Raw genomic sequence first — 12,469 nt, 5'->3', positions numbered from 1 at the left:
TCCGACTGGTTTCCAAGCAATTGTAGGTGAAAGCATAAAGTCGTGCGATTACTTTTTTGCAAAGATATGGAATCGATCGGCTGCTTTACAGATTGCTGCAATTTTCATAGGAATGTAGAGTTGAGCAGATAGAAACTTGCGTTGCATCATAGTTTCAACTTCGTTAGAAGATATGCGACCGCGATCGCAGAGAAAATAACCTAAGCTTCTAGCAAAGTCTTTTGTAATCGATTCATGAAAAACCTTAAAATTGGAAAAATCGAGTTGAATGAGAAAATCTTTTAAGACTGGGGGAGAGTAGAGCATTATATGTCTTGGACATTCTAAGCCCCACCATTGGGAACGAAAAATTTGAGATGAAATTCCATGTGGATTTGGCACTGCAATATGTAGTATAGCCCCTGGTTTCATCTTTCGTCCGATCGCCGTTAAGACTTGTTTTGGATGATAAAGATGCTCTAGGACGTGGTTCATTCTTACAAAATCCAAGGATTCATCCTCTATTTCATTCCATACTGTTGGAGATACCTGCAAGGCTTTATGTCCATTTCGGCTAGCTTGTTCTACAGCTTGCTCTGAAAAGTCCATACCAAGAGTATTCCACCCTTGCTTGCGAGCTTCATTCAGAAATTGAGCTGAACCACAACCAAAGTCAAGTAGTTTTGCAGCTTCTCCTGTGGGTTGATAAAATTCTTGAATCTCCCTTATGAAATCCTTAAAAGGTAGAGCTTTTAAACTAGCTTTAGAAGTATTGAATGAGGCTTTGAGAATTTTACGAACATATTGATATTTTTGCCGATCGCCAAGCGATCGCTCGTTTGATAAATTTGTATCTTGTTGTAGCCGCTGATTTAGTGTTCCTTGGTATGGACCGTAATTCTCAGGGTAAAATTTATAAACTTCTGTTTCTACTGGTCTGACTGATAAGAAGACTAAATTACACTCTTTACATCTAGAATATATAAATTCTTGCTGACTACTTTTGTGCTGTCTATCGTAAGCCCTACACCAAAGTTCTAGCTTTTTGCTACTACAATTAGGACAGGCAGATATTTCCTCCGTCTCTACCGAAGTTGTGGAGGGAATTAATGTTGTAGATGCATTCATAACCTTGTGTGGAAATTATTTGTGTTGTGGCTATTCCTGCGTAGTAGTGGCTCTGCTAAAGCTATCCTAGTAGTTGCTACATTCTGCACGGATTGACCTTGAGGTGAAATTTCAGCCATTTCAAGAATCTGAGGAATTAAATCTTCTCGTTTAACCGCCATGATATGAACGCCTTGGCATACTTGACGAGCTAATCGTACTTGTTCTGCTGCAATGACTATGCCTTCATGTAATGGATCGGTAGCTTGTTCCAACCGCGCAATTATTGCCTGGGGAATATTCACACCTGGAACGTATTGATTAATGAATTGAGCATTTTTTGCAGATTTTAGTAAAAAAATTCCAGCTAAAATTGGTTTATTAAACTTAGCCGCAATTTGACTCATAAACTTCTCTAAGCGGCTAAAGTCAACAATCATTTGGCTTTGAAAAAACTGCGCTCCTGCTGCAACCTTACGCTCAAAACGTCGTTGTAATCCCGACCAACTAGCAAGTTGTGGATCGACTGCTGCGCCTGGAAATATTTGTGTTGCTCCGTCACACAAACCTTTTCCGTTATAATCAAATCCTTGATTGAGTTTCGTAATAGTTTGTAAGAGCCTTACAGCTTCTAGATCGAAGACGCTTCGAGCTTGGGCATGATCTCCCGCTTTTACCGGATCGCCTGTGAGAGCCAAGATATTGTTAATGCCAAGAGCATTCGCCCCCATCAAATCGGCTTGGATCGCAATCAAATTGCGATCGCGGCACGTCATTTGACAGATGGGTTCAATTCCGTGCTGTGACAGAATCGTTGCGGCAGCCAAAGGACTCATTCTTAAAACTGCGCGACTACCATCTGTCACATTAACTGCGTGAACCCAATTTCTCAGAGCTAATGCCACTTCTATCATCCGAGTCGGATCGCTTCCTTTGGGAGGAGTGACCTCGGCAGTGATTAAAAACTTCCCCGATTTAACTGCTGTACGGAAGCTGTTGCGACTGTCGCGATCGGTGATATATTGCTCGGTCATGCTGACATCTGAACTGTAATAGCTTGCTGTAACTGTGGAACTTTGTCCAAGCGTTCCCAAGGTAGATCCAAATCCATTCGACCAAAGTGACCGTAGGCAGCTACATCTTGATAGAAACGACCGTTGCGTTCTTGAGGTAAACCTTGCATGTTGAAGGTATGAATTAAACCAGCAGGTCGTAGATCGAAGTTTTGATTGACCAAATTGAGCAAGTCTTCTTCAGGTAGTTTGCCCGTTCCAAAGGTATCAATCAAAATACTCACTGGTTTGCTCATGCCAATCGCATAACTGAGCTGTACTTCACATTTATCGGCTAAGCCAGCAGCCACAATATTTTTGGCTACATAACGACAAGCATAACTTGCCGATCGATCCACTTTAGTAGGATCTTTACCCGAAAAAGCACCACCTCCGTGCCGCGAGTAGCCGCCGTAAGTATCGACAATAATTTTGCGTCCAGTGAGTCCAGAATCTCCCTGGGGTCCACCAATGACAAACTTGCCTGTAGGATTGACTAAAAAACGAGTGGAATTATCGATCTGAATATCAAGATCGGCAAATACAGGTTCGACGACTTCTAGTAGCAACCCTTGATAAATCTCTCCTAAGGTTGTTGCTTCTGAATGTTGAGTAGAAATTAGAATCGTATCTATGCCTACGGGACGACCATTCTCGTAAACAACTGTCACTTGAGTTTTACCATCAGGGCGCAAGTAAGAGAGCTTGCCAATTTTCCGTACCTTTGCCAACTGCCGAGCAAGGCGATGAGCTAAACTAATCGGCAGTGGCATCAACTCAGGAGTTTCTTTGCAAGCATAGCCAAACATGATTCCTTGATCGCCAGCGCCAATAGCACTCCAATCATCTTCGCTATCACCTTGCTCGTACTCCTGCGCTTTGTTGACCCCTTGAGCAATGTCTGGTGACTGTTCGTCTAGAGCAACTAATATCGAACAGCTATTCGCAGAAAAACCATTATTTGCGTCAGTGTAACCAATCTCAGCAATTTTTTGTCGGACTAGTTTGACGTAATCCACTTTTGCTTTTGAGGAGATTTCACCTGTTACTAGTACTAAGCCAGTATTGACGACTACCTCTGCTGCCACGCGACTAGTGGGATCTTGACTTAAGTGAGCATCCAGAATTGCATCCGAAATCTGATCGCAAATTTTGTCAGGATGCCCCTCTGTTACAGACTCTGATGTGAACAAATATCTGCTCAAATTGTACGCCTCCATGTTTATACAAGTCCAATTTATGCAAGTCCAGTATTTTCATCTTGTCAGTACTCGATCGTTTCAAATCTACGAGTATTGCATACAAGAAGTACAGTTATTTTTAACTACCGTTCGACTTAAAAATAATGTATTGTTTTGATTATGGACGGGCAATTGAAACTTGTCGATACAGAAAAGTTCGGTTGGCTTACGTTCGTGTTGCGATCGCTACACAGATAAGTAGTTAGCTGTTCTATCGGTATAATTTTGCTCGATCCAGCTTTGATAAGCTCCAGTGCGGATCTGCTCTACCCACTGAGGATGATTAATATACCACTGCACTGTTTTTAGTAAACCACTGTCAAAACTCTCGGTTGGTTTCCAGCCTAGCTCTCGATTCATTTTGGTACAGTCGATCGCGTATCGGCGATCGTGTCCTGGTCGATCTTTAACAAAAGTAATTAAGGAAGAGTGAGAAAAATTAGGTTTGCTAGGTAACAATTCGTCCAAAATCGTACAAATTTTTTCCACAACCATTAAGTTTGTTTGTTCGTTCTGACCTCCAATACAGTAGGTTTCACCTACTTTTCCCTGTTGTAGAACGAGATGAAGGGCTTCACAGTGGTCGGATACGTACAGCCAGTCTCTAATGTTCTGCCCGTCACCGTATATCGGCAAAAGCTGTCCTTCCATAGCATTGAGAATCGTCAAAGGAATCAGCTTTTCGGGAAACTGGCGAGGACCGTAATTATTCGAGCAATTGGTGATTAGGGTAGGTAAACCATACGTATGGTAGTATGCCCGCACGAAGTGATCGGCTCCCGCTTTAGACGCTGCGTAGGGACTATTAGGTTCGTAAGGATTGTTTTCGCAAAAGGGTAAGTCTGTTTTACCCAACGAGCCATAAACTTCATCAGTAGACACTTGCAAAAAGCGAAATCTCTCGTGTTTGTGGAGTGGTAATCTTTGCCAATAGGCTCGGCAAGTTTCTAGTAGCTGAAGCGTACCCGTTACATTAGTCAGAGCAAAGGATAAGGGATTTAAGATTGAGCGATCGACATGGCTTTCGGCAGCAAAGTTAATGACTGCATCAGGTTGATATTGCTCTAATAAATGACTTACCAACTCTGGATCGCCAATATCACCTCTAACAAAACGGTATCCAGAATCGTTTTCTAAAGCTGTCAAATTTTGTAAATTACTGGCATAGGTCAGCTTATCTAGATTAACTACGTTATACCATTGCGCTCCTCTAGCTTGGAGGATGAAGTTTGCACCAATAAAACCAGCGCCACCTGTTACCAATACAGTTTGTGGTGTTTCCTCACTGCATCCGTGTCTTTCAGATTTAAAGAGATCGTTCATAATGCCTCTACAAAGGAGATACGTAATTCTGGGATGTCATCACTCAAAGCGATCGCTAATCTTACTAGCTATTGATATCATTTAGTTAACTCCAACGTCTTGTTAATAGTAGAAATCTAAAAGGAGACTTCAAACTCAAATTTAACTCAAGTAAATGAGTTAGTAATTGCCACCTCTTCTTATATGGTCTGTACTTTGCAAAGAAGCGCAATGCTGAAACTGTGTGTAGTAACTTCATGTAATTGAATTTTGAACTCGTACTTACCCGCTGGTACATGTGTAGCGCGTGAACTTGAGGTTGAAAGATTACCCTAAATCCATTTAGCCATGCATCCACGCACAAACTCACATCTTCAAAGTAAAGAAAAAACCTTTCATCAAATAAACCATATCTATCTACATAATCTTGTGAAACAACCATAAAAGCACCAATAGCCCAGTTAACCTCAACGGCGCTGTCTAAAGTTGGTGCTATATCGTAGTAGTACTTGAATGGATAAAAACGCTGCTGTAATCTTTCACCTAGTAAATTCCTTAGTAAAAAATAAGTAAAGGAAGGGAATTTTCGGATCGAAGGCTGAATAGATTTATCTAGGTAAAGAAGTTTAGGACAGACGATTGCAATATCATTTGCTGAATTTAATGTCGCAGTTAAGGTATTAACGATCTCGGGTTCAAATACAACGTCGGGATTGATTAAAAAGTATGTCTTACTAGGAGAAAGTTGAACGGCTTTATTGTTAGCCTTACCAAATCCTATGTTTTCATTGCTTTTAATACCTATAAAGATAGATGGATATTTATTAGCAAAGTTATCAATAATTTGAGGGCAATTATCAGAAGAAGCATTGTCATAAACTACAACTGCTCCAGTGTTTGCATAGTATTTTTGAACAGATGCAAGACAGGAATTAATTGATGCTTCCAATGTTTTATCTGAATTGTAGGAAACAATGATAAATGTTACATCACGTCTACTAGACATCAGCTATGTTCCTTTGTTCAGTCAAGTGTAGTTGCTTTCTCTCAGAAGCTGTTACCTATTCTTTTTGAGTCAAGACTCAAGTTTTTATTGCTCATTATTTAATAAAAATAGCCTTGCTACTCTACCTACTCAAACACTAGATTTGATTTTGTATGAGTTTAACTGTGTGAGTTTAACTGTATGAGTTCAATTCGTCTGATGTTGCATCTGATGATACTTCCAAAGCTTACCGCGTCGTTCTAATAACTCTTTATATGTTCCCTGCTCTACAATTTGTCCCTGCTCTAGCACGACCACCTTATCAGCACGGACAATTGTAGAGAGTCGATGAGCGATCGCAATTACTGTTCGACCTACAGCAAGTTGTTCTATAGACTCCTGAATTAATCGCTCAGCTTCGGAGTCTAGCGCACTCGTCGCTTCATCCAAGATCAGAATTTCTGGGTTGCGCAGTAAGGCACGAGCAATTGCAATCCGCTGCCGTTGACCTCCAGAGAGCCTAACTCCTCGATCTCCTAACTGTGTATCGAAACCTTCAGGCAGGTTTTGGATAAACTCTAGTGCATTAGCAAGTTGAGCCGCTTTTTGAATCGCAGCTTCATCAACATCTTCCATAGCGTAAGCAATATTGTTACGGACAGATGTATTAAAAATAAACGTATCTTGACTTACCATAGCTATCTTACGCCGCAACGTATTGATGTCGAAATCTTGCAAATCGACTCCATCAATCAGAATCTTGCCTCTTGTAGGATCGTAAAAACGGGGAAGAAGATCCGCTATGGTGGACTTACCCGCACCAGAAGCACCAACTAATGCTGTCATCTGTCCTCGCTTCATTGTTAAAGTGATATCTTTTAGCACTAGTTGATGAGGATTGTAGGCAAAATCTACAGCAACAAATTCAATGCATTGCTTTAATCCTAAAAATTGAATTGTCCCATTTTGTAAATAAGGTTTGTCATCAGTTTTCAAGAGCTGCTTAATACTATTTAATGAGCCTTGAAAGCTATTAACATGCGCCCAAGCTGCATTGATCTGTGCCACCACTGGTGCAGTCCGTAATAAAACAAATAAAAATGCTAGTAGTGAGGCTATTTCTAACCTATCACTTGCCACAAAAACTGCAACTGCTGCAATTAGCATAACTAGAAGAATAGTACTAGCTACAGCTTCAGTAATCGGTTGTACTAGTGCTGAGGCAGCTGCGGATTTAGCATGAGTACGCATCAATTCCGTAGTCGCTTTGTTAAACCGCTGAAACTCAAAATCATAAGCCGCAAACACCTGAACAGTACGAACGCCGGTAATATATTCCATTACCATTGACATGAAGTAGTGAGTAGATGTTACAGCCTCAAAACTAGCTTCTCTTACCCGTTTGACTAGTGTAGCTAAACCTGTTGCTAGTAGAACAAACATCAGAATCGAAATAACTGTCAGTTGCCAAGACAGCCAAAACATCGATAGCGTATACACTAATAAAGTAAAGCCTTTAGAAATTAAGGCAGAAGCCACACCAACAGCTAATCTAAGTTGGTTAGCTTCGCCGTAAATGTTATTAATTAACTCGCCTGCACGCTTTTTCAGAAAAAAACTCAAACTTAGCTTTTGGAACTGATCGAAAATCCGTTTCCGTATACAATTTGCTAGATGTAGTTCGGCAAGCGTAGTTGTGAAGTTACCTAGATATACAAAGCTGAAACGCAGCCAAACAGTGAGAAAAATTAAGATAGCTACTCGATAAAGGCGGCTGGAAGCTGATGAGTTTATCCCTAAAACCCAAAGATCAAACCAATCAACTCCTATTTTAATTGGTGAAGCATCAGGAGTAGTAAACGTTTGCAGAAAAAGCGTGATAAAACCAATCGTAATTCCTTCAAATACTGCTGCAAATAACGAAAAGATTATTGCTGATATAGCAATTTTACGAAAGTGCTTGAATTCTCGTAAGATAAAGTAGTTATTTCGCCATAAGCTTGTTCTCATCAAAATTGTAGAAATCGGAGTAGGTAATTTAAGATCCACGTGCTTTCTCGTTTAAGTTTCAAACTATTTCTCTATCTACCTCAATCATTCATTGAGCGAACTGTACCAATTAATTTTCCTTGGTAGTTTTAAAAGTAGTACTAGACTTTCAAGCTCTAAGTTATGTCAAGTTATCTAGCCTTTCTTTTTGAATTACAAACCTCTCATTATTGTTGCCAATAACCAATCTTTTACGGCTCCTATACATAGATTGTTCTACAAAAATACAATTAAAATTACAAACTCCTGAAAAGTACGAAACTTCAGCCATCAGCTATCAACAATTTGTTAAATTAAAATATTTGGAAAACAGTATTTAACTATCTATGTTTAGATTTCAGCCTTATCCAATTGCAATCCGATCGCGAATATTTTCATCAATAACTTTTGCAAAAAGTTCTATATAACGACGTGCTTGTATTTCTAAAGAAAACTCTTGTTCTGCTTTTGTACGAGCAGATTGACGTAAATTTTGGTAGCGATCGCTATCTTCCAGTATCCAAGAAATACCCCGAGCCAAACTTTCGACTTCCAATTTTTGAGCTAAGTAACCATTTTTTTGGTGATCGATCAGATCGGGCATACCACCAATATTAAAAGCTACGCATGGAGTACCACAGGCAATCGCTTCCATTATAGTATTTGGTAAGTTGTCTTGAATTGATGGAGCCACAAAAACATCTGCTGCTGCATAAATTAGTGCGAGTGAAAGGTCGTCACTAAAATTTCCTAAATAGTGAGACTTGAAACCCAATTCAACTGAATTTTCAGGTTGAGAAGAACCAAAAACAACTAGCTCTACTGTATCTTGCCATCCAGATTGACTCAGTTTTTGTAGAGCAGCTTGAAGTAGATGAAAACCCTTTCTAGGTTCGCTAGTCGATTCTACCGCACCAAAGAGAATAAGTTGCTTGTCTTGTGGCAGGTTGAGTATTTCTCGTGCTACGCCTCGCTCGACTGGTTTGTACTTTTGAGTATCTAAGCTATTAGGAATTACTTCTATTCGCAGATCTTTAAACAAAGAGCTTGATTTAGCACATTTAGCTAACCAAATACTGGGAGCAACAATGGTTAAGTCTAATTCTTTCCATGCTTTTGCTTTACGTTGCCATATCCAATGAGAGAGATCGTGCGGATTATTGCTGTGAAGTTGGAAGCAAGATCCACAAGAACTAGTATAGCGATCGCAGCCTTGACTATAATGACAACCTCCAGTAAACGCCCACATATCGTGGATAGTCCAGACTAAAGGTAATTTGAATTTAGCAAGGCTCTCAATACTTAAATAGCCACCACAATTCCAATGAAGATTAATTACGTCAAGGCAGAGATGCTTTAATTTTGATTCGAGCGCGTCTGGAAGCCACTGACAAGAAAAGATGTTGCAGTTACGCTTGGGGTAAAATTGCAATGGTAGACCATCCAGATTCGGTCTCAATCTGTTAACCCACTTCCCAAACTTATTTGAAGGTTCGAGAACTGTTTTATCATTACTAGACTTATACTGTACCATCATTTTAGAGTTCAAGCCACCACTTTGCAAACCTAAATGTAAGCGATAAGCAGCGCGAGCAGCTCCACCATTAAGATCGAAAGTACTGAGAACTAGAGTGTTCATTAGATTTTATAAGTAAATATCTATTACATACTGACGGGTTGTGCTGATATGAATTTTCTTAAATATCCGAACACTTTGATTTGCTGACACGCATCAACTCATACTATTCGTCGATCGGCAATTACAACAAAAATCTAACTTATACAACACTCTCGCAATCAATCCAATTAGGAGCTATTGTTATCTATTTTGCAATAGGTCGCTTTATAGACATAAATAGTGTAGCTCCTTGAATTATCATCTATTATCACTTATCTAGGTATAAGTCGAAAATTTTCTTTCAAAAAACTTAGCATGTCGTACACGCGCATAACTAGGGATACATTATCGAAATCTTCGCAAAATGACTCTTCAGTGAAATTGTTATAGAGGCAGTAATAACATTCATCGCCGTAAGCTACAGTCATTGTCCAAACATCGATAGTGAAGGTATAAACGACTGCACCTGCATCCTCATTATACTCGCTGTAGACAAAATGGTTGTTCACCAGAAACTGTTTTAGAGCAGCTACTTGTAAGGGGTTCATCCCTAATGTACCTTCCTCGAAAATATAATTTTCTGTTCTACATCTTTAGGTTGCAACACCTTCTGGTTAAGACTAAATCCCTATCCTTTTTTCAGGAAGTGAGAGACTCTTCAAGATTTTGCTATTCTTAACCGGAATATATTGCTTTAGCTCGGGCAATTCGCTTTGCTAAATAATACTCAATTCGTTTGAAGGAGTAATAACATACCAAATAGCTCCTCAACCAATTCCCTACCACTATCTTTTATTCCTTATTTTTTCGCCCACAAGTTAAAATTCAGATGGGAAAGAGCGATTATCCCTGGTAGTGCATTCAGTTGCCTCTGGCTATCAGGAGCAAGTCTTATAGCATCCTTTAAACCGTAAGCTGATGAACCTACAAAGCTCATGTCGCCTCGTACCACATTTAGTAGTTGTGGCAGCTTATTCAAGCTATATTTACGCATCCAACAACCTAGTCTTGTAACATGCAAATCATTACACTTATCTGGATCTTGCCGATCGTTTGTGGTTTGATGGTGTTGCGTTGTCAAATTTGAAGCCGTTGTACGGAATTCGATCCTCTGAAACAGCTTGCCCCTTTCTCCAACACACCATTGATAGGAAAAAATTCGCCCTGGTGAGTCAAAATAAATGAGTAGGGAAAGCCCTAAAAAGACTGGGCTAAGAGTTAGTAATAATACAATAGCAATAACGCGATCGACTATTCGTTTTACCCACCAGCTAAACCGATGTTGATGTTTGCGAAGTCCCTGTGCGGGAGGAATTCGTAAAAAAGTCACCTTCTCTGTTTGCTTGCAGACATCTGCCCAAAGTTGGATCGCGATCGCACCTAAAGCTGGATCTATGCGAACTAAACGCGCGGGACAATATTGCAGCCACTCAGTCAAAAACTGTCGATCCCGAGATGAAAGTAGACTACTACGATCTTGACTGGAAGCAAGCTTTACTAAAAGCTGTCCCTGCCGAAGTTTCACCTCATAGTTGGGACTTATACTCTCTATTTGCCCGTACTTCAGAGGAGAGGCACTAGAATAGCCATCTAAAACTCTTAGAGCGAGGTTCAATTCAGAATTTTGCATAGTGAGGTATCGATAAAGGCTATGAAAACTGTTGCTCAAAAGCGGTGTTGATTTATCATCTGTTGCGCTAATCTTTCCGCGATTACTACTTTGCTATCTTCAGACTTAGCAAAATGACTTTATTGTGAAGCTTTCGTCAATTCTGAGTAGCGTTCGCTGCACAATTTAAATACATGTTGCGATCTATTTTCATTAGAGTGCGCTCGCTCGAACTCAGCACGTAGAGTCTATTCTCTTGGTCCGGTATAGTGCACTCTAAGTGTCTTCTCTAACAGACTAGATGTCGAGCTTTCTTACAAGCTCCGAACCTCTTTTAAGTTTTCGATTTGTCTACCTATTGGCTTACAAAAAATAGTTTATCGTTGAGTCACAACTGAATTTCTTATAAACTATTATTTTTAAAATAAGAACTGCTAAAACTTTAATTATTTATATTCTAGCAATTTATTACTATCTTGGCAAGACTACTCTTCAAATACTATAATATCCCTGAACTTTTCCTCATAGACAGTAGTAAATAGACTCCGCATAGTTAAAGCTAGTAGTATTTTTGTATGAAAAATTGTCTGTTAACTATAAATAATATTGCTACTTTGTAGTAATTTCAACAACCTTTATATTTTTTAATCACTCTCAACAAGAGAGCGATTGCTAATGCAGCACACCTCCGAAAACATTATTTATATTGGGTAAACCTTGAAAATAGCTATAGCGGTTTTCAATTGGATGCAATACACGTCTGGTAGGGGCGCTTTCTCTGTGCGCCCCTACAAATGTCATCCATACAATCGAGAATTGCTATAAATCACAGCAAGAATGCCAGCGTGTTCAAAAGTGGCTCAAAGATGAATTTAACTAGATTGTTTCTGCTTCAACTAAATTAATCTAGGTCAGCCAATAGTCTAAATGTGTAAATTTTACACATTTAGACTTGCTAATGTTGCTTTTACTGTTATAGCTACTTCCTTGCTATCTGATGTAGCTCGTTAGGTAAATCTCCGCCGCGCTAGTTTAGGAAAGCAAAATTCATCCTTATTAATAGCAAGTTTTCCGTAACAGTTTTTGTTGCGTATTTGTAAGATTTACTTTTTATCTTTGTCACCTCATATTCAAAAGAGCTGTAATGGAGATTTTAGTAATTGATTATGATGAATATTCTCTACTATTAATTGACGATTTTCTTACCTTGAATAATTTTCAAGTTCTGACTGCAAATAATGCTCGAACAGGTTTACAAATAGCTAGAGAACAACAGCCAGACTTAATTATTTGCGAACTCAATCTACCGAGGCTAAGTGGATACGAAGTTTTAAGAATATTGCGCAGCGAACCATCTACAGCTGGTATACCGTTTTGGTTTCTTTCATTTGAGGCAGACATGGCAACTCGTCGCCGTGCTTTACAACAAGGAGCTGACGGTTATTTTACTAAGCCTATAAACTTAAACGAATTACTCTCGGCAATTCGAGATCGGTTTTGACTGCGATCGCCGAGTCGCCGAGACATTTTACGAAAAGCGATTGTATG

At 39.5% G+C, this 12,469-nt stretch carries 10 protein-coding genes; 1 reads left to right on the top strand and 9 read right to left on the bottom strand.

Going from position 1 to position 12,469, the window contains the following annotated elements; all coding sequences use genetic code 11:
• Positions 1-48: 48 nt before the first annotated feature.
• From CHRO_RS12140 to hepC, 9 genes are all read right to left on the bottom strand, one after another.
• Positions 49-1,107: a class I SAM-dependent methyltransferase gene (locus CHRO_RS12140; protein ID WP_015154504.1), complete on the bottom strand. Its 1,059-nt coding sequence runs from the start codon at positions 1,105-1,107 to the stop codon at positions 49-51.
• Complete coding sequence (locus CHRO_RS12135; protein ID WP_015154503.1) at positions 1,104-2,120, bottom strand: methylenetetrahydrofolate reductase; 1,017 nt, start codon at positions 2,118-2,120, stop codon at positions 1,104-1,106. The genes CHRO_RS12140 and CHRO_RS12135 overlap by 4 nt, the downstream gene beginning before the upstream one ends.
• Positions 2,117-3,358: a methionine adenosyltransferase gene (metK, locus tag CHRO_RS12130; RefSeq protein ID WP_015154502.1), complete on the bottom strand. Its 1,242-nt coding sequence runs from the start codon at positions 3,356-3,358 to the stop codon at positions 2,117-2,119. Before metK ends, CHRO_RS12135 begins: the two co-directional genes overlap by 4 nt.
• Before the next feature lie 207 nt (positions 3,359-3,565).
• Positions 3,566-4,702 (bottom strand): dTDP-glucose 4,6-dehydratase, encoded by a 1,137-nt coding sequence (rfbB, locus tag CHRO_RS12125; RefSeq protein ID WP_015154501.1) that lies wholly within the window; start codon positions 4,700-4,702, stop codon positions 3,566-3,568.
• 85 nt (positions 4,703-4,787) lie between these two features.
• On the bottom strand, positions 4,788-5,687 hold the full coding sequence (locus CHRO_RS12120; RefSeq protein WP_015154500.1) for a glycosyltransferase: 900 nt from the start codon (positions 5,685-5,687) through the stop codon (positions 4,788-4,790).
• 186 nt (positions 5,688-5,873) lie between these two features.
• Positions 5,874-7,715 (bottom strand): heterocyst formation ABC transporter subunit HepA, encoded by a 1,842-nt coding sequence (gene hepA / locus CHRO_RS12115; RefSeq protein WP_015154499.1) that lies wholly within the window; start codon positions 7,713-7,715, stop codon positions 5,874-5,876.
• Between the two features lie 343 nt (positions 7,716-8,058).
• Positions 8,059-9,333 carry a glycosyltransferase family 4 protein gene (locus CHRO_RS12110; protein WP_015154498.1) on the bottom strand — a complete coding sequence of 425 codons (1,275 nt, stop codon included), beginning with the start codon at positions 9,331-9,333 and terminating at the stop codon, positions 8,059-8,061.
• A gap of 251 nt (positions 9,334-9,584) precedes the next feature.
• Entirely contained in the window at positions 9,585-9,860 is a 276-nt protein-coding gene (locus tag CHRO_RS12105) for a hypothetical protein (RefSeq protein WP_015154497.1), read from the bottom strand.
• 251 nt (positions 9,861-10,111) lie between these two features.
• Positions 10,112-10,942 (bottom strand): heterocyst development glycosyltransferase HepC, encoded by an 831-nt coding sequence (gene hepC / locus CHRO_RS12100; RefSeq protein ID WP_015154496.1) that lies wholly within the window; start codon positions 10,940-10,942, stop codon positions 10,112-10,114.
• A gap of 1,123 nt (positions 10,943-12,065) precedes the next feature.
• Here hepC and CHRO_RS12095 point away from each other — a divergent pair.
• Positions 12,066-12,422, top strand: a complete 357-nt coding sequence (locus CHRO_RS12095; RefSeq protein ID WP_015154495.1) for a response regulator — start codon at positions 12,066-12,068, stop codon at positions 12,420-12,422.
• Positions 12,423-12,469 lie beyond the last annotated feature (47 nt).

This window comes from Chroococcidiopsis thermalis PCC 7203, from assembly GCF_000317125.1.
Lineage (GTDB): Bacteria > Cyanobacteriota > Cyanobacteriia > Cyanobacteriales > Chroococcidiopsidaceae > Chroococcidiopsis > Chroococcidiopsis thermalis.
The sequence above is the reverse complement of the archived record's forward strand: the minus strand, read 5'-3'. Positions and strand labels throughout refer to the sequence as shown.